The organism is Streptomyces sp. T028 (genome assembly GCF_048159505.1).
Taxonomy (GTDB): domain Bacteria; phylum Actinomycetota; class Actinomycetes; order Streptomycetales; family Streptomycetaceae; genus Streptomyces.
In genome coordinates this window covers 1-20,739 of the sequence record NZ_JBLRVZ010000093.1, presented here as the reverse complement: position 1 = coordinate 20,739, position 20,739 = coordinate 1, and the positions used below count along the sequence as shown (strand labels likewise).

Annotated in this window: 21 protein-coding genes and 1 pseudogene; 4 read left to right on the top strand and 18 right to left on the bottom strand. The window is 70.7% G+C overall.

Annotated elements, in window-relative coordinates:
* From ACLZN2_RS49910 to ACLZN2_RS49880, 7 genes are all read right to left on the bottom strand, one after another.
* A partial coding sequence (locus ACLZN2_RS49910) for a hypothetical protein (RefSeq protein WP_416986809.1) occupies positions 1-272 on the bottom strand: 272 nt, incomplete at its 3' end.
* Positions 273-360: 88 nt separating this feature from the next.
* Complete coding sequence (locus ACLZN2_RS49905; protein WP_416986808.1) at positions 361-1,569, bottom strand: MFS transporter; 1,209 nt, start codon at positions 1,567-1,569, stop codon at positions 361-363.
* Between the two features lie 1,113 nt (positions 1,570-2,682).
* Entirely contained in the window at positions 2,683-3,024 is a 342-nt protein-coding gene (locus tag ACLZN2_RS49900; protein WP_416986806.1) for a hypothetical protein, read from the bottom strand.
* A 2-nt stretch (positions 3,025-3,026) separates the two neighbouring features.
* Positions 3,027-3,500 (bottom strand): hypothetical protein, encoded by a 474-nt coding sequence (locus ACLZN2_RS49895; protein WP_416986805.1) that lies wholly within the window; start codon positions 3,498-3,500, stop codon positions 3,027-3,029.
* Positions 3,478-4,620: a hypothetical protein gene (locus ACLZN2_RS49890; RefSeq protein WP_416986803.1), complete on the bottom strand. Its 1,143-nt coding sequence runs from the start codon at positions 4,618-4,620 to the stop codon at positions 3,478-3,480. Before ACLZN2_RS49890 ends, ACLZN2_RS49895 begins: the two co-directional genes overlap by 23 nt.
* Positions 4,621-4,676: 56 nt before the next feature.
* The gene (locus ACLZN2_RS49885; RefSeq protein WP_416986801.1) at positions 4,677-5,210 is read right to left on the bottom strand and encodes a hypothetical protein; all 534 of its coding nucleotides are present in this window, start codon (positions 5,208-5,210) and stop codon (positions 4,677-4,679) included.
* Positions 5,210-5,902, bottom strand: coding sequence for a glycosyltransferase (locus ACLZN2_RS49880; RefSeq protein ID WP_416986810.1), 693 nt, complete (start codon positions 5,900-5,902; stop codon positions 5,210-5,212). The genes ACLZN2_RS49885 and ACLZN2_RS49880 overlap by 1 nt, the downstream gene beginning before the upstream one ends.
* Before the next feature lie 422 nt (positions 5,903-6,324).
* Between ACLZN2_RS49880 and ACLZN2_RS49875 the strand changes: the two genes are divergently transcribed.
* On the top strand, positions 6,325-6,774 hold the full coding sequence (locus ACLZN2_RS49875) for a hypothetical protein (RefSeq protein WP_416986800.1): 450 nt from the start codon (positions 6,325-6,327) through the stop codon (positions 6,772-6,774).
* Positions 6,775-7,194: 420 nt separating this feature from the next.
* Here ACLZN2_RS49875 and ACLZN2_RS49870 read toward each other — a convergent pair whose 3' ends face one another.
* The 6 genes from ACLZN2_RS49870 to ACLZN2_RS49845 all read right to left on the bottom strand — a co-directional run bounded on the left by ACLZN2_RS49870 (position 7,195) and on the right by ACLZN2_RS49845 (position 12,169).
* Positions 7,195-7,905: a hypothetical protein gene (locus tag ACLZN2_RS49870; RefSeq protein WP_416986798.1), complete on the bottom strand. Its 711-nt coding sequence runs from the start codon at positions 7,903-7,905 to the stop codon at positions 7,195-7,197.
* Between the two features lie 40 nt (positions 7,906-7,945).
* Positions 7,946-8,728, bottom strand: a complete 783-nt coding sequence (locus tag ACLZN2_RS49865) for a hypothetical protein (protein ID WP_416986796.1) — start codon at positions 8,726-8,728, stop codon at positions 7,946-7,948.
* Between the two features lie 307 nt (positions 8,729-9,035).
* Positions 9,036-9,545 carry a hypothetical protein gene (locus ACLZN2_RS49860; protein WP_416986794.1) on the bottom strand — a complete coding sequence of 170 codons (510 nt, stop codon included), beginning with the start codon at positions 9,543-9,545 and terminating at the stop codon, positions 9,036-9,038.
* Positions 9,546-9,593: 48 nt separating this feature from the next.
* Positions 9,594-10,382, bottom strand: a complete 789-nt coding sequence (locus tag ACLZN2_RS49855; RefSeq protein ID WP_416986793.1) for a hypothetical protein — start codon at positions 10,380-10,382, stop codon at positions 9,594-9,596.
* A 16-nt stretch (positions 10,383-10,398) separates the two neighbouring features.
* On the bottom strand, positions 10,399-10,878 hold the full coding sequence (locus tag ACLZN2_RS49850) for a hypothetical protein (protein ID WP_416986791.1): 480 nt from the start codon (positions 10,876-10,878) through the stop codon (positions 10,399-10,401).
* A gap of 721 nt (positions 10,879-11,599) precedes the next feature.
* A complete protein-coding gene (locus ACLZN2_RS49845) occupies positions 11,600-12,169 on the bottom strand; it encodes a hypothetical protein (RefSeq protein ID WP_416986789.1) in 570 nt (189 codons plus the stop codon).
* 185 nt (positions 12,170-12,354) lie between these two features.
* Between ACLZN2_RS49845 and ACLZN2_RS49840 the strand changes: the two genes are divergently transcribed.
* From ACLZN2_RS49840 to ACLZN2_RS49830, 3 genes are all read left to right on the top strand, one after another.
* The gene (locus ACLZN2_RS49840) at positions 12,355-13,434 is read left to right on the top strand and encodes a tyrosine-type recombinase/integrase (protein WP_416986788.1); all 1,080 of its coding nucleotides are present in this window, start codon (positions 12,355-12,357) and stop codon (positions 13,432-13,434) included.
* A 25-nt stretch (positions 13,435-13,459) separates the two neighbouring features.
* Entirely contained in the window at positions 13,460-13,765 is a 306-nt protein-coding gene (locus ACLZN2_RS49835; protein WP_416986787.1) for a helix-turn-helix domain-containing protein, read from the top strand.
* Positions 13,766-14,373: 608 nt separating this feature from the next.
* The gene (locus ACLZN2_RS49830) at positions 14,374-15,561 is read left to right on the top strand and encodes a hypothetical protein (protein ID WP_416986785.1); all 1,188 of its coding nucleotides are present in this window, start codon (positions 14,374-14,376) and stop codon (positions 15,559-15,561) included.
* Positions 15,562-15,629: 68 nt separating this feature from the next.
* On the opposite strand, the gene ACLZN2_RS49825 is transcribed toward ACLZN2_RS49830, so the two are convergent.
* From ACLZN2_RS49825 to ACLZN2_RS49805, 5 genes and pseudogenes are all read right to left on the bottom strand, one after another.
* Positions 15,630-17,144: an ATP-binding protein gene (locus ACLZN2_RS49825; protein WP_416986783.1), complete on the bottom strand. Its 1,515-nt coding sequence runs from the start codon at positions 17,142-17,144 to the stop codon at positions 15,630-15,632.
* 49 nt (positions 17,145-17,193) lie between these two features.
* The gene (locus ACLZN2_RS49820; protein WP_416986782.1) at positions 17,194-17,736 is read right to left on the bottom strand and encodes a hypothetical protein; all 543 of its coding nucleotides are present in this window, start codon (positions 17,734-17,736) and stop codon (positions 17,194-17,196) included.
* 26 nt (positions 17,737-17,762) lie between these two features.
* Positions 17,763-18,221, bottom strand: a complete 459-nt coding sequence (locus ACLZN2_RS49815; RefSeq protein WP_416986780.1) for a DUF6238 family protein — start codon at positions 18,219-18,221, stop codon at positions 17,763-17,765.
* A 97-nt stretch (positions 18,222-18,318) separates the two neighbouring features.
* Entirely contained in the window at positions 18,319-19,824 is a 1,506-nt protein-coding gene (locus ACLZN2_RS49810) for an SCO6880 family protein (RefSeq protein ID WP_416986778.1), read from the bottom strand.
* A gap of 44 nt (positions 19,825-19,868) precedes the next feature.
* Positions 19,869-20,739: pseudogene (locus ACLZN2_RS49805) on the bottom strand (ATP-binding protein); the annotation flags it as partial.

Sequence of the window (20,739 nt, the reverse complement as noted above, 5' to 3'; positions counted from 1 at the left end):
CGCAGTTCGGCGTCGACCCAGGGCCAGTGCTCGGTCTTGGGCACCGGGGTGGTCTCGTCGCCGCCCAGGGACGAAGCCAGGCCGCGCAGGTAGTGGCCGCCGTCGCTGAGGATCTCGGGCAGCGGGATGTCGTCCTCGGCCATGAAGACGCCGTGCTGCAGGAGAGTCAGGACGGCGCAGCGCAGCAGGGTGGGCTCGTCACGGTCGGGCGAGGTACAGACCGCGCAGTCCTCGATGTGGTGGTCCCAGACGGGCGAAGATGGGAGGGGCATGGCAGAAGGGCCTTTCGTGATGGGGCATGGGAAGTGAGGCGGTGGCGACGTCCCCCGGGCAGGGGGACGACGACGGTGGGCTCAGTGCTCACCGCGGGCCGTGATGCGGTGGTGGGCGCAGGTGAGGACCGCCAGGGCGAGGGCGGCTCCCGCCGCGGGCAGGGCCGCGGCGGTGATGCGGTGGGTGGCGAGGGCCCCGGCCAGGGCGGTGCCGGCGGCCTGGGCCGACGCCGACCGAGGCGATCAGCCAGGCGTACGCTTCGGTTCTCCGAAGAGGTGACACGAGGACATCCGCGGTCGTGAAGCCGCAGGCGATCACCACAGTGAGGAACACGCCCGGCACGGTGACCACGACGGTCGCCATGCGAGGGCCGGGAAGGGCGAGCAGCGGCAGCCACCCGGCGCAGAATCCGGCCGCGGCTGTGAGCAACTGGACGATGGGCGAGCCCGGCCAGGCTCGGCGGGCGTAGAGGAGGCCGCCGAGGAAGCTGCCGGTGGCGAAGGCTGCGGGGATCAGCCCGGACAGCAGCTCCACCTCGTGCAGTTCGGCCATGGCCACCGCCCAGACGTTCATGGCGCCGAGAGCGATCCCGAAGCCGGCATGGGCCAGGAAGACCAGCGACAGGGGCGTGCTGTGAAGCCCGGTCGCGGCGGAGCCGCCGGTGTGCTGCGGGCGCCAGGCGCGCGACGGGGGCGCGGTGAGCACCACGGCCGTGCCCACCAGGCCGAGCACGACGGTCGCGAGAATCGCGGCGGGGGGACCGTAGGCGGTGGCGAGCGCGGCGACCAGGAGCGGGCCGGCGGTGTAGAGCAGACCCTGGGAGCCGGTATCGAGCGTGAGGGCGACCCGGCGCCGGCCAGGGTCGGTCAGGACGGTGGGCCACAGAGCCCGCAGTCCCGCCTCCAGCGGAGGGGAGCACAGGCCCGCGAGTACGACGGCGAAGAGCGCGAGGGTCGGATCGTCCCCGACCAGCAAGAGCAGCACACAGCCGGAGCTGATGACTGCGCCGGGCGCGGACACCGGCATCTGGCCATGGCGGTCCATCAGGCGGCCCTTGACCGGCTGGGAGAGCGCGCCAGCCAGCCCGTACATGGCGCTCAGCAGTCCGGCTGAGGCCAGGGAGGCGCCTTGGGAAGTGATCAGCAGCACGATGGCGACGGGCGCCATGCCGTTGGGCATGCGTCCGACGAGGGTGCCGCCGAGTAGCCGGGCGACATGCCAGCTGCCCAGCACAGCGCGATAGGAAGTCGAGGCGGCGGCCGGGAACTGGGCCGGCGCATGATCGGTGGTGGTCAATTGCGGAGAGGGGTTTCCATTCAGGGGCTCAGCGGCGTAGGGCGGTGCTGTTGGCGGATACCGGGGGTGCGGGCGGCGTCGTACGGAGTCGCGCTCGCACGGGTGCTGTGGAGGGCGGCCAGGTGATATCTCGGGCCATCTCGATCAGTTGCTCGCCCTCGGTGAGCCACAGCTCCATCGCATCCACCGGAAGCTGGGCACCAGCGGCGGAGCCGGTGGGCGACAATTCGCCGCTGTTGACCTCGCGTGCTGCCTGGAGGTCGGCCTCGATACGGTCGAGGAACGCAGTCTCCTGCCCGGTGAGGGGCTTGCCACCTGGACGGCGGAGGGTGGCGATGAACTCGGGTGCGTGGGTGAGGAATCGATCCAGTGCGGCATCGAGGTCGGGGGGATACGGCGTGAGCACGGTACCGGGCTCGAAAGTCTCCTGGACCCACGTGAGGTCGTCTTCCACTTCGCGTAGCCGCGAGAGGTGGACGGCCTGCTCGTACTCGGGCAGGAGGCGATTGAGGATCGCCCCGGTGGCGAGGTGGGCGTTGTGCGCGATGATGCTCCTGGGGCCCGGAGCTGTTGCGTTGACGTGGTCCGGACTGGGGAGCAGAGCGCCGACCAGATACTGACGGTCCCCTGGCTGCTCAACGAGGAGCAGTTCGGTGCCGGCGCCGTCGCGGAGAATCGCTGCGCAGGGCACCCGGATTTTCTCCAGGCTGGACATCAGCGGCCCGGAGGTCCACATCCGCGCCAGCAGATCGCCGGGCGTCCGCTGGGACGGGAAGGTCTCGATGGTCGCCTCCCACGGGCCGGGTAGGCCCTCGCAGAAGACGGAGGCGATGTCACCCAGGTACGGGCCCTCACGGGTGATGACCTTGGCTCGGCAGTCACGGGCGGTCTGGTGAAGGTGGGCGAGGGCCTCGCGTGCCTTGATGGGTTCGCCCAGGGGCAGTTGGTAGATGCCGTCGCGGTCCGTGGCGAAGCCCGCGAGGTCCAGAGCCGTCTCGGCCCACCGGTGACCGTCCCCGCTGGGGAGGGCGACGATCGTGCGGTGGTTGCTGAGGTAGAGGGTGATCTCGGCGAAGGAAGTCAGGTCGGCGTCTTTCGTGTCGTGGCCGTACGTCAGCGGCGGTTGCCGCGGCGGGTGGGCTGTGCGGTCATCGCGGCCTTCGTACGGTGTGGTGCCGAGGGCGGCGCGGACGTACCGGGCGGATGGCTTTGCAGGTCCGGGGCGAGGTCGACGCTGTAGCGGGCGGCGGTGAGCATGTCGGCCGCCCACGTGGCGCGGTCGTTCTCCCAGGTGCGGCCTAGGTCGAACGGGAGACGGACCCACTGCCCGCGCAGGGTGGGGTAGGTCTCGAATCCGGCGCGGGCCAGGACGCTCGCGGCGAAGGCGTCGTACGGGCCCTCGACCTCAACTTCGCCACCAGGGCCGCGGAGGATGCGGATCGGTGTGCTGGTCATGCTCACCTGCCTCGTCCGGGTTTGGAGGAGGGGCTGATGCCGGTGCCGGGGACGGTGGTTGGCCGGGGCGCGGGGACGGGCGTGGTGGTGAGGGCGGGAGGCAGGTGCGCAGGGCGTGCGGCGGCTTGCGCGAGGCGGGCGCGGGGTGCCGTACGCCCCTGCTGCACGGTCGGTTGAGGCGGGCCGGGGTCGAGGGCGGGCTCGGTGTGCACTAGGTAGCCGTGGCGGCGAAGGTCCTTCACGGCCTGGCGGGTGCGGCGCAGGCCGTCCTTCTCGGGATGCGTCAGCCGGTACAGGCCCGGCGTATCGGGAACCGGCTCGAACTGCTCACGGACCAGGAACCAGTGGGCCAGGTGTGGGGGGATGTTCGCCGTGGCGATGGCCAGGAAGCCGTTTTCGGGGTGGGCGCTGAAGCGGAAGTGGTCAGACAGGTGCGGGGTCTTTCTTCTCGAGTCACCGGCGCGCGGAACTCGCACCGGGAGTGTGGGCAGGGACTGGCGGGAGCGCGCGGGTAGCGTGGTCATGTGCGGCGAGTGGGTGGAGCGGGGCGGCGGCGCGGGATTGGCGCAGGAACACCTCGCGGTCGGCGATCCATGCCTCGATCACGGGCAGCATGCGCGCGTCGCGCTCGGCCTTCGCGTCCCCGTACGTCTCGGCCGGCAGTGCCGCCGGAGTCTGGCGGAGGTCGTCCAGCCGGGCGTTCCAGTCGGCCAGGATCCCGGTGCCCTGCGCCAGGGCGACGCGCAGGCGGTCCAGCACGGCGGCGTCTTCGGGCCAGGTGGTCGTGGCGGGGCGGCACTGATCGAGCAGGGCCGGTGCGTGGGTGAGGACGTCGCGGAACTCCTGCCAGGTGAAGTCGGCGGACTGCCCTTCCAGGTCCGGGATGTGGTCAGGGTTCATGGGTCTGCCGTCGCTGAAGCGGCCGGACTCCGTGATCGCCTGCCGGGCGTCGTACTCCTCGCGGAGCCGCTCGAGTGCGAAGGCGACGGTGGCCCTGCGCCAGGTGTGAAGGGCGTGGTGGTAGGCGGGCAGGAACCGGTTGGCGATCGCGTGGGCGGCTTGCTCGGGGGCGGCGGGCAGGACGATGCTGCTCGGCGGAGTCGTCTGTGCGACGTGTTCATCGAAGCCGTTCGGGGCGAATGCGCCCACCAGGTAGTCGTGTTGGTGTCCGGGCCGTTCAGTGAGCAGCAGTTCGATCCCCGTGTCGTCGGTCAGGGTCGCCGTGTAGGGGAGCCGCTCGGTTTGGACGGCGTGGATCAGTTCGCCGGCATCCCACAGCCACGGGAGCAGGTCGTGCTGCCATACCGGGTGGCTGTGCACAGCTACCTTGGCGCTCCAAGTGCCCGGCAGGTGGGCGGCTATCTCGTCGGCGACGTCGCCGAGGTAGCGCCTGTTGCTGGCCGTGACGGTGGCCTGATGGCGGCGGGCGGTGGGGATCAGCTGGTGCACGGCGTCGCGCGCCGCCTGCGGATCGCTGACCGTCAGGGCGAACGTGCCATCGTCGCGGTGCTGGAAGCCGACGAGCTTCAGTGCGGTCTGTGCCCACCGGTATCGCTCGCCGTGAGCGACGGCGACGATGTCGGCGCTGGCACTCAAGACGAGCGTGATTTCGGCAGGAGGATTGGGAGGCATGCGGGGTTCTTTCGATGGGGTCAGCGCTGCGCTCGCTGCAGGGGCTGAGGCCCGGCATGGGCAGGCGGTGGCGTCCGTAGCGCGGCCGAGGGAGGTGTGGAAGGTGCCGCCGGGGCGGGCGCAGGGCGCAGGCCGGTGGCGGTTTCGCGAAGCCGGGCGGCGGCCTCGGCGTATTTCTCGGCCGCCATATTCCGCATGACCTCGGGGTCGTTGCGCAGAGGGGAGACGGCGAGGTCCGGCAGGGCCTCCCGGTGGAAGCCGGTGGCGGCGTGGGTCAGGGCCTCGGTGAGCACGTTCAGAGCGCCCGCGATCCCGGCAGCGGCCTCGGCGAGCCGAGCCAAGGCGACCCGTTCTGGAAGGCAGACCGTCTCCGGCACGGTGAACCGTTCCTGTGCTCGCTCGGTGGCGTACTCAAGATGGTGGGCCAGGACGTTGATGTCGTCCGTCAGCGTGACCACGTCGACCGCCGCGGCGTTGGTGGGGAAGGCGTCGGCGAGTTCGTCCAGGTGCCGGCCCAGGTAGTTAAGGGCGGCCTGGGTGGCGGAGGCGGGCATCAGAGTGCCTCGCTCGCATCGCTCGGCTCCAGGCGGGACAGGGCGACCCGCAGGCTGCGTCCGAAGTTCCACGCATGCCGCCGAGCGCTCGCCTCCAGGGCGTCGTAGGAGTTCTGGCGAGTCATCTGGCCGGGGTGTTGGCGGTACCGGTAGACCGGGAGGGGTAGCAGGATGCCGGGCGCGAGGCTGGTGACGCCGAGGGCGGCGATGTAGTCCTCGCCCTGGACGAGCCCGCCCATGGGGGCGGCGCGCACGAGGTCGGTGCGGGCGAGGATGGTGGTGGGGCCGATCGGGATGGTGTCCTCGGGCCTCTCCCAGTACGTCCACACGTCCCCGGCTTCGTGCCGGCCGGGCGGAGTCGGGCACCGCCACAGCGTCGTGGACCCGTCCGCGTGCACGTCCTGGCTGTATCCCGCGCACCAGCCCACACCTGTCGCCTCCAACACGCGCAGCCGTACGGCCATCGCGTGGTCGCTGAACTCGTCGTCGTCATCGGCCCAGTTGACGTAGTCAGTGCGCACGTCGTTGAGTGCGAGGTTGCGGGCGCACGCTGCCCCCACCTGGCGGGGCAGCGGCAGGACACGGACGCGGTCATCGGTGGCGAGCGGGGCCGGGAGTCGGGCGGGGTCGGCGCCGTCGAGCGCGACGACCGCCTCCCAGGGCGCCTGCTGGCGGGTGAGGCTTTCGTACATGGCCGTCAGGTGGCCGAGCCGCTCGGGCCTGAGCTGCGTGGCGATGACGACCGTGATCTTGGCGGGGGATGGCGCGGGCAGAGAGATCTCCGGGACAGGTAAACGGGGTGAAGGGAGTTGCGTCAGCGGCGGGGAGCGGTGCGGGCGGTAGGCGCCGCAGCGGTGGGGGTGATGGTCGAGGCCGTCGTGCGGGGCGGCAGCGTCGCCGGGACCGGGTGGCCGGGGCGCCACCGGTAGGTGCTGTTGCTGAACCGGGCCCTGGGGTCGGTGTCCCAGGCCACGACGGGGCCGCGGTCCTCCGCGTTGAGCGGGATGACCTCAATGCCCTCCTGCGAGTGCAGGACGTATCCCCAGTCCAGGCCCCGGTGGGAGGTCTCGGTGACGGTCCACGGCTCGGGCTCGGCTGCGCCGACGGTGATGACGTGAACGTTGTCGAGTCTCCTGCTGGGGTGTTCGTCGCTGCCGACGAGTTCGGCGCGCAGCGGTTCGGGGGCGCCGTCGAGGAGGTCGGTGCCCAGCTGGGACCAGCCGTCGGGCGCCTCGTCGATCAGGTGCCGGCACAGGGCGTCGAGGTCACCGCCGAAGCGGTACTGGTGGGCGCCGAGCAGCAGGGGAAGGTGGTGGCTGGGATAGCCGTCCCAGTGGCAGTAGACGCCGGCGTACCCGGTGTCGGTGGGTCGGGCGATGAAGGAACGGGTGGCCAGGAGTTCTCCAAGGACGTTCGGATGGTGGATGGTTGCCCCCGAACTTCAGGGGCGGCGGCGCACGGGGTGGGTGCCGGGTACTGTCGGCGGCACGGCGGTGCTGCTCGGCGACAGCGGGCGCTGGCACGGGCCTTGTGCTGGGCTGAGCGTCGGAGAGTGGGCTGGTGACGGCTGCCAGGGCTCGGTTCAGGCTGCGCAGCGCGGCGGCGTGGCCGAGCGTGACGGCCAGCCGGCTCTCGACGGGGACGGCGGTGCCGGGGCGCGGGGTGAGCCGGTGCGTATCGGCGAGGCCGATCACGGCCGTGCCCAGGTGCGTTGCGGCACGATTGCTGTGCGCGAGCGCGGTAGCCAGCTGGGACAGGTACGCGCGTCCCGCATCGCTCGTCGCGAGGGAGCCGTCGGCGGACTGGCGCAGGTCGGCGACGAGGCCGCCCGCCAGGTTGTACACGGCGATGAGCTGGTCCAGCACAGGCCCGAGGTCAGCGTGTGCCGGACCGATCTGCGGCGGGATGAGACTCGCGGCCGTCCTTGTGATGTGGCGCTGCCAGTAGGCGAGGCGAGCGTCGATGAAGGCGTCGTCGGCAAGACTCATCGGCGCCTGCCTGGGTGCGGGTCGGCCAGTGGCGGCACGGGCCGGTCGGCGGTTGGCGCCGGGCTGTGCGGGGGCCGGACGGCCACGGTGAAGTCCAGGCTCTCCAGTCGTGCGACGCTGCGGTGGAGCTGGCGTGCGGCCTGCTCGGGCGGGAGGTCCTGCGGCAGGTGGCACTCGCCCGTGGCGGGGTCGAGAAGGAAGCCACCGTACGCCAGGAGATGAATGAGGGCGCGGCCGTAGGTGCAGGTGATGCGCGGGCGGGCCTCGGCATCGAAGTGGATCTCCACCAGCAGACGGCCGGGACTCGCACGGCGCCACGCCGGCATGGCCGCGAGACGGTAGTCGATCAGGAAGCGGCGGCGTACGGCGGCTGCGGCGCGGGCGGGGTGCGCGGGAACGGCGATGCCGCGCGGGGCATCAGCAAGGCCCTGGACGTGTTCGTGGCTGGTGCCGGCGGGCAGCATCGGCAGCACCAGGTACTGGCCGAGGCGGTGGGGGCGGGGCATGACGTACAGCTGGAGTCCGTGCGGGGAAGTGAGTACGCATCGCTGCACGTCGGCGGCTTCGAAGGCGGTGTACGCCAGGGGGCCGCTGTCCCAGATGCGGTTGCTGGCGGCGTCCTGGGCGATGAGTGTTGTCGCCGGACCGGGCTGCCACCGGCCGGGCAGGCGGTCGGCGAGCGCGGTGGCGAACTCGGTTACATGCAAGGGTAGTTCCTCGTCCACGTGGCTTCTGGGGGCTGCGTGCTCACGCGGAGGTGGACAGACCCTCGGCGTCGGTTCGGCGGCAGGCGTAGCCGATGAGCTGCGACTTGCCCGGAGTGGTGGGGACGGTGGCCACGTCGGAGCAGGTGAATGTGTACGTGAAGGACGGGCTCGGGGTGGTGCCGAGCCAGGCGCGGTCTTCCTTGTCCGGCACGATCTGCAGCCCGGAGTGGGCGACGGCGTCGCGCTGGGTGTGGGTGTGCGCGAGGACCATGAGGGCACTGCCATCGGCTGTCTTGAGCGCGTAGCTGTCCGGGAACTCGGTGACGGCGGAGGAGAACTCGGTGGTGCCGCGGCTGCCGAACTTGTGGATCGTCTCGTCGTGGACCTTGATCTGCCGCTTCGATGTCTTCGTCGTGGCGAAGACCTTCTGGCCCGTCAGGTCGCCGCCGGTTGCGAAGTTGTCGATCACGGCGGCACGCAGCACGTCGGCCGGGGCGGCCACGGCCTTGGCGGCGGTCGCGTCGATGGCGGTGGCGTAGCCGTCCGCGTCGAGTGCGATCTTCGGGACCTGCTTGGTGTCGTCGAGGTCGACGGCGGCGACCATCTCCCACCGCTGCGTATTGGCCTGTTCGGCCATGATCAGGACGCGGGCGTACTTGTTGTTCTTGCCGCTGTAGGTGACGGCGGCGAACCACTTGGGCTGTCCGGCGGTGAAGCGGGGGATGTAGACGTCGGTGGAGGCAAGGTTGTACGACCACGGCTTGTACTTCTCGCGGTCGGCCTTGGGCAGGCCCTCGTCCTGCTTGTAGTCCGCGACCGACATCGCGTACAGCGGGCCGTCCTCGATGGTGTCGAGGAGCTTTCGGTTGTTGTCGGCGTTGGCCTCGTTGTTGATCTTGGAGTAGTGGGCGATCTGGGCGAGGGCCTCCTTCTTCGTCAGCGTCGGCTTGGCGGTCGGCGTGGGGGAGGCGCTGCGGGTGGCCGTGGTCTTGGCTGTGGTGTCGGCGTCGGTGGTGCCGGAGGTGGCGCAGGCGGATGCGGTCAGCGCGATGGATACGGCGGTGAGCAGGAGGGTGGTGTGGCGGGCGGAGGTGTGGAGGGGAATGAGGGAGCTCCGGGGGAATAGCGAGTTACCGGGTAGGGGATGCGGTGGCGGATGCCGTCGGCGGGGACGGCGCGGTCACGGCCGGTGTCGCCCGGGTGTCGGCGGCGGCACGCAGGTGCTTCGCGGCGCGGGCGAGGTGGGTGCGGCTTTCACCGAGCCTGTCCACGAGACCCTGGTGCGCGGAGGCGATTGCCCGGGTGCGGGCGGGACCAGGGGCTTTGTGGGTGAGGTCGGCGAGGAGGCCGAGGTGGTGGACGGCGGCTCCGAGGGCGGCGAGGGCGGCACCGGTGGGCTCGGCCGCTTGGGCGAGAGCAAGGGTGGTGCGGCGCACGGTGGCTGTGGCCTGGCTCGGGTAGCGGGCTGTGGCCCGGTGGCGGAAGGCGCTCTCCCCGGCCAGGTAGCCCAGCAGGCGGGCCAGGTGGCGGACTTCGTCATCCAGGATCTCGCTCAGCCCGGGATCGGGATGGATCTGGTCGGGGAGCGGGAGGTGGTCGGCCACGGTGTTGAGCCGGTCGGCCACGTCGTGCAGCAGCATCCGCTGGTCAGGATCGGACAGCGGCAACTCCAGGATGTGTGGTGGCGTCTACCGCCGTGCCGAGGACGGCGTGCTCGCCGTCGGTTGCGGGCCGAGCGCCGCTGTCGGCGGGCGGGTCGGTGGCCCCGCGGAGGCGGGGGCGGCGTGGCGGAAGTTGACGCCGATGCCCTGGGCGGTGAGCAGCCGGACGGCGCTCTGGATGAGCAGGGCGCGGTCGCTGGTGCTGTAGGAGGCGGGCAGGACGAACGCCGACTCGTGCGGGCTGTACTGGAAACGACAGCCGTACAGCACCATGCGGGCGTCTTCCGGTACCGACTTATACGGTGCGCCCACGACCCCGTCGGGATACCAGATCAGCGTGAGGGTCTGGGCGACCTCCGGTGCGGGCAGCCGGTGCGGGGGCTCGGGCTGGGTGCGGGCGTTGTGACGGACCGCGTCCAGGGCCTGCCGGTAGCGGGGCAGCACGCGGCGGGAGACCGCGGCGGCGGCTCGGACCGGATCGTCGGGGACGGCGATGCCGTTCGGCTCGTTCACCATGCGGAAGTGGTGTGGCTTGAAGCCCTTGGGCTCGAGCGGTGCGACCAGGTATTGGCGGGGATAGCGGGGTCGTTCGATGACGCACAGCTGTGTGTCGTCGGGCCCTTCGAGGAGCGGGATGGGGGCGTCGGGGAAGTCCTGGACGGCCGAATTGGGGGGACCGCAGTCCCACACGCGGTCGGCGATCAACCGGTGGTTCTTGGGAGGAGGGAAGCCTTCGTACGTGCGGTACCACTGCCCAGGCAGGTGCTGGGCGAGGGCGGTGGCGAAGGCGGATGCGTCGGTGCGGGATGCGGGCATGGTTCCTGAGGCGCTGTCAGCGGGTGCGGCCGGGGGACGGTCCGGCAGGCGGGGGCGCCGGTGCCGAATGGCTGGGGGCGCTGGGGGCGGTGGCGTAGAAGTCGGCCACGGCTTCCTGCCAGCTCCGGCGCGGCGGGACGGCGAGCGCATGCATGCGGTCGACGGCGACGTGCAGGTCTTCGCCGAGCCGACGCAGCGTGAGCGCGGCCGTCTGGAGGTCGTGGTAGAGGTCGAAGCCGTCCTGGCGTTCGGCTGCCTTGGCCGTCTTGGCTGCCGCTTCGAAGAAGTCTTCGAGGCTGGCGAGGAGTCCCTCGGTCGGCTCCAGGACCTCATCGAGGAGGCCGGCGGCTTCGTCGTACGAGCGGGCGGCATTCAGCTGGTCGGTGATATCACGTACGGCATCGGCCGCCCAGTCCTGGGCGGCAGGGGCGCCGGGCTGGAGTGGCCGGCCGGTTTCTCCGGGGTCGGCGGCAGTCGGTGATGATGCTTCGGTCACCGCCGTGGCCCTTCTGGACCTGGCTGCCGCCCCGGCGGGGGCGGAGCCGGAGGTGTGGTGTGGGCTGCCTGGGCCTGCCTGGTGAGCGCGTCGAGATCCGGGGGCGGGTCGTAGTACGCGCGGAGGCCCTTGAGATCTGCTTCGTTCGCCATGGCCACAGCGGAGGCGATTCTGCTGGCGGCGCCACGCAGCAGCCAGGGCGGGGACTCGGGTTCGGCTCCGCGGTTTTGGCCCTTCCACGTCGCGGTGGCGGCGAGCTGGTCGATGACCTCGTTGAGGAACGGGGCGACAGCGTCCAGCAGGGCGTTGAGGACGGCGCTGAACTCGGCCGGAGTCTCGGCCGCGTCCAGAGCTGTGCGGTAGGGGCTCAGGTCTGGGGCGGGGAAAGGCTCCGACGGCAGGGCGTTGCGCGTGCGGAAGTCTTCGGCATCGCGTGTGGCCCAGCGGTGCAGGTCGTCCCGTGTGGCGGACCGGGCATGGTAGGCGTGGATCTGTTCGGCGGTGCGGCCGACGTTGTCATACAGCTCGAAGTCGGGGTGCTGCAGTGCATCCTTCTTTCGTTCGGTGAGGTTGTGTTCTCACAGACGTGGGTTCGTTGGTACTGGCGTGCGTGCCGCGACACGGGCGGGAAGATGCCGAGCTACATCACCCTCCTGGCATCGCGGGGCGGTTCGGGGGATTCCTTGAGGGGGTGATGCCGGCGTGGATGCTTCGGTGCGGGCTACCGGTGGCGTGCGCTCGGCCTGGACGGCGCAGGCGCCGGGCTGTCGGGCCGGGAAGGCGTGGGAAAGAAGCGGTGGAAGTCGAGGTGGGCGTCGAGTTCCTTGACCGCGTCGCGGAGCGATTCCGACGTGCGCCGCAGATAGGCGCGCGCCGTGGCATGGTCGATGACCATGCGATTTTCCCGGTGGTGCCGGTCGGTCGGGCTGGAGGACCGGGGCAGAAAAAGGGCGGTCTCCGCTGTCTCGGCGAAGTACGGGGCAGCGTGGCTCGACATGGTGGCCGCCGTCGCGAGGTGGGCGAGGACGGCGCTGCCGGCGCGGTTCGTGCTGTGGGCGGTCCGGGCGAATTCGGTAGTCATGCGGACGACGTCGCGGGAGAGGGCCTGCGCGTCGGCGGCTTGCTGGAGCAAATCGGCGTAGGACGGCGTGGCCGGCACATGACCGGTCTCGTCCAGGAGATGCCACCGCTCGGCGGCGTCGAGGAGTTTGGCGTTCATGTCGTCGAGCGCGCCGATCAGGTGCAGGGTGGCGTCGCGTGGTATCAGTTCGCGCCGGGCGTCGGGATTCATGAGCCTCGTGATGTGTAATCTCTATGCGTTGAAGTTCCGGTTCCGATTCCCGGGGTTGGATCGGCCGTGTTCCCATGTGGTTCGGGGTTCTTCGCGTGCAGGCAAAGATGTGATGAACCGTCAGCGTGGGTGACGGTTCGTCGGTATGGTCGACGCATGGTCTGTCAGGGTGAACGACCGAGCGCATGAAGCTCGTCGCGCTGCGAGGCGGCGTTACCGACGAGGTGTTGCGGACTGCTCAGGACGTCGAGGACTTCGAGCAGGAGATCGTCGACGAGTACGCGCTGGCGATGGCCGCAGGTGGGCTCAGTGACGGGCATATCCGCGCCACCCGGGCGACGGTCATCGAGTTCGCCCGGTCGCTGACCGGGCCGCTGTGGGAGGCGACCTTCGCGGAGGCGGACAGCTTCCTGGCGGAGCAGCGGCGGATGGGGCATGCGGTGAGTACCCGCGCGGGCAAGGCCGGAGCGCTGGCGCAGTTCTATGAGTTCGTGATCGCGCGCTATCAGGGGGCGATCCACCGGGCGACGGGCGTGGTCGTCGAGCAGCCGATCGATGAGTTCAACCGGCAGTCCGGCGCGGCGCTGGGAAAGGTTCGGGTGCCGCCCGCCGACGTAGAGGTCGACGAACTGTTCAACGGCTGGCGGCAGTCGATACCCGAGGCCCGCAAGTATCTTCCCGCTGCCAGGGACTACTTCGCTGCCTCGCTGTGGCGCCGCCTCGGCCTGCGGATGAATGAGACGGTCATGCTCGACATCCGCGACTGGCGCCCTGACCTGGGCGGGCTGGGCAAGTTCCACGTGCGGTTCGGGAAGGGCTCGCGCGGGCGCGGCTTCAAGGCGCGCCTGGTCCCGGCGATCAACGGCGCTGATCAGCTCGTCGACTGGTGGCTGGCCGAGGTCCGTCACCAGTTCAGCGACGACTGGGCCGATCCCGACGCGCCGATGCTCCCCTCGGAACGTTTCGACGCGGAGCTGGGACGGTGCGGGCGGGTGAGCGACTTCTCGCTGCGGCGGGGCCTGACGATCCACACCGGACGGTTCCTGCCGTCCTGGTCGGGCCGGCTGACGCCTCACGTGCTGCGGCATTACTGTGCCTCCTCGTTGTATGGGGCCGGGATGGACTTGAAAGCGATCCAGGAGCTGCTGGGGCATCAGTGGCTCTCCACGACGTCCGGCTATATCCACGTACGCAGCGAACACGTGGAGCTGGCCTGGCGCAGTGCCAACCAGCGGACCGAGACCCGCTTTGCGGACGAGAGGTGAGCAGCCCGTGCAGTGGAATCTGAGGATGCGAGCTGCCGAGCGCGGCATCTGGAAATCCGCGCAGATGCGCCGGATGCTCGCCGACGCCGGCTTGGAGATCAGCGCCGGGAAGATGTCGTCCTGGTGGGCCGGGAGCCCGCCGACGATCCGGCTGAGCGAGCTCGACGTGCTCTGCGCCGTCCTGCACTGCGCCCCCTCGGACCTGATGACCCCGGAGCCGGACAAGGTGGCCGCGGGGCGCCCGAGCAAGGCCGAAGCAGTCAATGATGACGGGCCACCGCCACCGGTCGCTCCCCGGTTCGGCAAGCCCCGCTCGACGCCGCCGCTATGAGTCCCGCGCCGGGCGAGAACGCGCCGTTACGGTCGCCGCCGAAGTGCACCGGCTGCCAGGTCAACCCGGCCGCGTGGACAAAGCCCCGCGTGGACTTCTGCTACGAGTGCCTGCCGGGTGGCCCCTTCACCCCGCCACCGTGCTCGAAGTGCACGACGAGGAATGACTACTTCAGCCAGGGCATGTGCCGACGGTGCCACCCGCGCAGCCCGCACAAGCCGGGATCTTGCAAGGGCTGCCTGGCGTGGGGCGTGTATCCGCCCCACAACTGGATGTGCTGGTCCTGCCGCTGGTGGCAGTCCCATTACCCGCAGAGCGTGTGTGACTACTGCCGCCGGGAAAGTCCGGTCGGCGACCAGGGCGCGTGCCGGCTCTGCCTGGAACAGGCCCGGATGCTGCAGGAGCCTGGGCGAGCACTCGACCTGGCCGAAGCGAACGCGCACGGCCAGCAGTTGTACTTCGCCAACATGCACTTCCAGCGCCGCCGGACGCGCCGGCTCGAACCCGGACCGCGCAAACGGCCTTCCAAGCCCAGGAAAACGCCAGGTGGATGGGGCAGGCCCGGTCCCGCACCGAGCACGCTCAGGGTCAGTGCATGGTTCCAGCCCGTGCTCATCGACGTGCCGCCCGATGCGGAAGTCCTCCGTCGGCGGGCGCTGGCCGAGGACAGCGAGCTGACCCGATACTGCGCCGCGATCGTCCGCGAGCATGCCGAGCGGTTCGGCTGGAGCAAGCGGCAACGCAACGACGTGATCCGCTCGCTGCGGCTGCTGCAGACGCTCCGCGACACCCCGGCCACGAAGATCCGCGCCAGCGACGTCCTCCAACTCCCGCGCTACGACGGCAACATCGTCTCCACCATCGACGTCCTCGCTGCCGCAGACCTGCTCATCGATGACCGGCCGCGGCCGATCGAGACCTACTTCACCAACAAGACATCCGACCTGCCGCCCGTGATGCGTCAGCAGCTCGAAGCCTGGCTGACGATCATGATCGACGGAGCCACCACGGCACCCCGACAACGAGCCCGCGACCCCCTCACCGTGCGAGTCCACGTCCGAGCCATTGCCCCGGCGATCACCGCCTGGGCCGAGGCCGGACACCAGTCGCTGGCCGAGATCACCACCGCGCAGATACGCGCCGCCCTGCCGGAGAGCGGATCCCAGCGTGCCCTCATGGAACGGGGGCTGAGGTCCCTGTTCAAGAACCTCAAGGCACGCAAACTCATCTTCGCGAACCCCATGCGCGGCATGAAGGGCACCACGCTCAACCCGACCGTGCCGCTGCCGATGGACACCGCCCTCGTCAGGCAGGAGCTGAACTCGGCCAACCCCGCCGTCGCGCTGGCCGTCGCTCTCGTCGCCTTCCACGCCCTGACCGCGAAGGAAGTCTCGGAGCTGCTGCTGACCGACACCGTTGACGGCCGACTCCGCCTGGACGGGCGCAGCATCCCGCTTGCCCAGCCCGTACGCGAACGCCTCGCCCGATGGCTCGACCATCGTTCCCGCACTTGGCCGAACTCGCGCAACCCGCATCTGCTCATCCACCAGAAATCCGCACCCCGACTGCTTGCGGTCAGCAGACGTTTCCCCTGGAAGCAATGCGCCATCCGTCCGCAAGCGCTGCGTGAGGACCGCATCCTCGCCGAGGTCCATGCCACCGGCGGCGATGCCCGCCGCATCAGCGACCTGTTCGGGCTCGGCATCGAGAGCACCAACCGCTACCTGGACACCCTCGAGCACGCTGATCTCGCCGCCACGCGTGAGGATGTTCCGGGAACTTCGCCCTCGGAGTAGCCTGCCGACGCCGTGAGTACGGAAGTTCCTGCGAAAAGCGTCAATATTCACTCGAACTTCCGGCCTTTCTAGTGCATACGGGCGTCCGTATCGAACAACGCCAGCTCGTGCGGGTGGAGTTGATGTTGGACGATGAAAGATCGTCCGGCGACGCGCCACAGTCCGCGTCCGCGGTTGAGGTGGGCGATGGCCTCGGTCTCCACGCTCGTCAGGCCGAGCAGGGCGGCTGCGGCGTGGAGTTGGTCGGTTTCCTGGCGGTAGATGATGCGGGTGGAGCAGTCGGCCAGGAGGCCCTCGGCGAGCGCGCGACCCTGGGAGCCTGCGTCGCCGGCGGTGAGCAGGTCGGACAGCCGGTGGATGACCATGAGGTTGGCGATGCCCAGGCCGCGGGAGAGTTTCCACTGCGACTGCATGCGCTGGAGGAGGCCGGGGTGGCGCATCAGGCGCCAGGCTTCGTCGTAGACGATCCAGCGCCTGCCGCCGTGCGGGTCGGTGAGCGCTGATTCCATCCAGGCGCTTGCGCAGGTCATGGCGAGGACGAGCGCGGTGTCGTCTCCGGAGCCGCCGAGCCTCGACAGGTCGATGGTCAGCATCGGGGAGCTGGGGTCGAAGGCGACGGTGGAGGGAGCGTCGAACATGCCGGCCAGGTCGCCGTGGACGAGGCGGCGCATGGCGTGGGCGAGGTCGCGGGCGGCTTCACCGAGCCGTCCGGACATGGTCCCGGCGGCGGCATCGAGCTGGTCGGGGTTGTTGAGGGTGGCGGCGATATCGCCCAGCAGGGGTGTTCGGTGGACGGCGGCGGCCTGGGCGACGACCGCGTCGAGGGCGACGTCGAGCGCGGTGTGCTCCATCGGCAGCAGATCGCGGCCCAGGACGGTCCGGGCGAGGGAGCCGAGCAGGAGCAGGCGGCGTTTGCGGATCTCGCCCGCCCAGTCGGCCTCCGGCACGCCGGCCGGGCGCGGGGCGGCGTCCAGAGGGTTGAGCTTGCCGGGCAGGCCGGGGCCCAGCGCGATGGAGGTGCCGCCGAGCGCGGAGGCGACCGGCGTCCATTCGCCCTTGGGGTCGCAGGGCACGTAGACGCGGTAGCCGTGGGCGATGGAGCGCAGGGCGAAGGACTTGGCCAGCGCGCTCTTGCCCTGGCCGATCACTCCGGCGAGCAGGACGTTGGGGTTGGTGAACCCTTCGAGGCGCCCGTACAGTGCGAACGGGTCGAACGTGAACGACGCCTCGGCGTGGACGTCACGGCCGATGTAGATGCCCTCGGCGCCCAGGCCGCCCTCGGCGAGGAAGGGATACGCGCCGCTGGCGGTGGCGGTGGTCATGCGGTGCTGCGGCAGCTTCAGCCTGTTTCCACGGGCGGAGGCGGGTCCGGGACGGCCGCGGGGCGGGAACAGCGGCGGCGGCATCTCGGGCTCGACAGCCTCTTGGCCGTCCGGGTGGACGCCTGCTTCGGCGCGGGCCCTGGCGGCGGCTTCGGCGAGCTGACGGCGCGCGGCTTTGCGGCTGGCCCGGTCGGTGCCGTGCGGGGTGAACAGGGGGGAGGCCGAGGCGCGGCGGGCTCGGCGCGCGGGCCGGTGGGTCATGACGGAGCGGCTTTCACGTGACGGCGGCTGGGAGCAGGGCGGGTGTGGCTCAGACGGCCGGTGAGGCGCTGAACGGGTGCTTCCAGTAGCCCCTGCCGTCGTTGTTCCAGTCGAGGTGCAATTCGCCGTCGGCCAGTCCGCGACTGGAGCCGATCGTGTAGCTGAGGACCGGCGTGGTGTAGCTGTTGTTGTAGTTGGCGTTGGAGTCGCTGTTCTCCAGCCGCGACTCGATGCCGTAGTAGTTCGCCGACTTCTTCACCGGGTCGGTGCCTGCCTGCGACTTCTTGACCTGGAGCTTGAAGTACGCGCCGTCGAATATGGAGCTGTCGTCGACGTAGCCGTACACGGGGCCGTCCCAGCTGATCTTGGCGTAGGTGTAGACGGTGGAGCCGGAGTGCTTCGCACACAGGCGGACCGTGACGTCCCAGTTGTCGGCCCACGGGCCCGAGTACGCCGGGTCGTCGATTGACTTGGTGCTGGTAGTGCACCGGTAGTCGGCTGCGGCGGCGGGGGAGGCGGTCGCGAGCGTGGTGCTGCCGGCGAGGGCGGCGAGGACGACGGCGGTGGAGGTGGTGCGCTTCAGCTTGTGCATGCAGTGCCCTTTCGTGGAGCGGGGGGTTACTGGCTGCAGGTGGTGGCGTGGCCGTGCAGCGGGGTGTGGAGGTCGGTGGGGGTGGTCTTGCGGCGGATCGCGTGGGAGGCCGCCAGGTGTCGCTGGCAGATCGTCAGCACCAGTGGGCCCTCCGGCAGACGCTCGGGCCGGCACTCCTCGGCCGCAAAACCTTCTCCGTCGTCGGCGGGCACGGTGTGGAAGGCGTCATGGACGGCGGCGGTGGCCTGCCACAACCGCAGGTGAGCGGCGGCCAGATGACGCCCGGCGGCCGGATGCGGGGGGCGGGTGCTGTCGGTGAGCTGGTCGAGCAGTTGGTGGGCGGCGGTGAGGTGGGCGTGCAGCGTGTCCAGGTGCAGCCGGTCGGCAGGGGCGCCGTGTGAGGTGTGGGCGCGCGCGTGGTGGCGCAGGCCGGCGGTAGCGGCACGGAGGTAGGGGTGTGCGTCAGTGGTGCGGAGTGCGTTCAAAGGGGTCCTTGGTGCCGCAGAACGGCATGTTCATCGCGGGCGGGAGCGGGGCCCGGGTGGCGAGGTGATCGTCATCAGAAGCGGGGTGGGAGGGGTGTTACAGCGCCGTGCGGGCGAGGGGCAGGGCGGCGAGGGTGAATGCGTCGGGCTGCTGGTAGTACAGCCGTCGCAGGTCGACCTGGGCGGTGACGGCGGCGGTCTCGATCTGCGCGCACGCGGCGTCAAGGGCGGCGTCGGTTTCGGCGCTGACGGTGAGCAGCCCGGTGAGGGCGACGTCGGCGTGGCCGGCGATCAACTGCCGCTCACGGACCTTGACGTCCGCGTACTCGACGGAGTCGGCCTCGGAATCGACCTGTCCGCGGCGGGCGCGTTCGTTGGCGTCGGCGATGATGGCGGCCTTCTTGCGCTGGACGTCGCGCAGGGCGGACTCGAGTCCCTGCGGCACGTATATAAGGGACAGGCTGCGGCGCACCCCGGCGGTGAACATCAGCCCGTGCAGGAAGCCGGGGGTGGTCTCGGTGCGGGGCCAGTTCTCGATCCAGTAGGTGGCGTGGCGGGCGCTGTCGGTGCCGAGGCGGTCGTACTCCTCGACCTGGACGACGGGCCCGGCCGCGGGCGGGTCGGCTTCGGCGCGCCCGGTCGGCGACCACTGCTGGAGGGCGGAGAGGGCGTGGGGGTCGTAGGCGGTGCGGATGACCGCAGCGATCTCCCGCGCGTTGAGCCAGCCGGTCACCATGAGTCCCGCGCTGCGTGCGGCGAGCGCGATGGCGGAGGTGGTCTGCTCCAGCACCGTGAAGGCACCTGGTAGCCCGCCGCCGGCCTGGCTGATGAGGCGCTTGGCGGCTTTGAGATCCAGGCTGATGGCCAGGTACGCCTCGTGTGGGGCGGCGGCCGGGCCGGCCGAGGCGACCAGCTCGGAGTACACCTGCCCGGCAACCGGGGTATCGGGTCGGCCGTGCTGGGCCCAGTGGCGGGCGAGGGTATCGCCGGAGTCAGGCACGGTGCGTTCGAGAACCTGCACGGTGGCGACGTGTGAGGTGCGGGCGATGCCGGCCAGCGCCCTGCCCCAGCCCGCCACGTTCGCGGTCTGCGTGGCAGGGTCGAGCAGGGCGAACGCGCGGGAGGAGACCCGGGCGATGGCGGTGAGGGTCTGGTGATGTGGGTCGTGCACGGCAGCAGCCTGGTTGGCGGAGTCGCCTGGAGTGACGACCTTCAACGAGGCGGCGGTGCCCGGCAGGTGCAGCACGCCGTCCTGACGGGGCCGGGAGAGCGGACGGGCCAGCCACAGTGTCTGGCCGGTGCGGCGGCGGTGGGCGTAGCGGGCGACGATCGGAGCCCAGTCGATCAGGGACTGGCCGTTGCGGCGGATGGCGACCAGGGCAGCGACGATTGCCCACAGCGGGGTCAGCGCGATCGCGCCGAGCAGCCCGGTGGTCACCACGGTGATGAGCAGCAGGGCCAACGCCGAAGAGACGAGCAGGAGCTGGGGCAGGGAGAGGCCGAGGAGGATGCCGCGCCTGGAGCGGTGCGGGAATCTGACCGTGATCGGGGAGATGGAGAGTTCAGACAAGAGCCGGTTTCCGGTGAGGCGCGGGCGGGGCATCCCCACACGGCGAGTGCGGGGCGCCGTCCCGGCGCGGGAATGGGTCACAGGCCTGTGGGCGGAGGCGGCGGCGTGCCGGTTGAGGCCGTACTCGTGGAGTGCGGGGACGGCGGAGAGCCCTGCGGCGGTGGGGCGGAGGAGCTGGTGGGGGGTGCGGACATGAAGCCGCTGCCCTGACCGGTGGACCCGCCACCCGACCCGCCGGGCCCGGGCGTGCCGCCGAGGTGGCCGCTGGTGTCGTCGCGTGGGCTGGTCGGCACGGGCTGCACAGCCTTATCCAGGCCGCTCTTGATTCCCTCGCCTCCGGACGACGGCGTTGTGGAGCTGCTGCCGCCTTCGTTACCGGTGTTCGGCGTGGGGGTGGTGGCGATGTCGCCGGGGAAACCGCCCGGCACGGCATCCGGACCCTGGGGAGCGGCGCCCGCTCCGGCCGCCGCACCACCTGTTCCGGCGGTGGCGACCGCGGCGGCGGCCTTGCGGCCGGCGCGTTCGGCGTGCTGGCGGGCCATCTGCGCGCCCGCTCCGCCGGAGCGGTGCAGCGTCTCGGCATCCGAGCCTTCGGAGGCGGCCCAGTGCACGAACTTGAACGTCGCGTACGGGCACAACAACACCAGGGCCAGGATGACGATGCCGGCCATCACGTCGGCGAGCGCGGCGATGCCGTCCTTGGCCTCGGTCTTGCCCATCGCCGCGATACCGAGCACGAAGATCACCGTCATCAGGAGCTTGGAGACGACCAGGGTTGCGGTGGCCTCGATCCAGCCCTTGCGCCAGCGCCGGGCGACCTCCCAGCCACCGCCTGCTCCGGCGAAGACCGCGAGGGTGACCATGACGAGGATGCCGACCTTGCGGACCATCATCACGCACCAGTAGAGCAAGGCGCCCAGGGCGGCGCCGACGCCGACGAAGACCGTG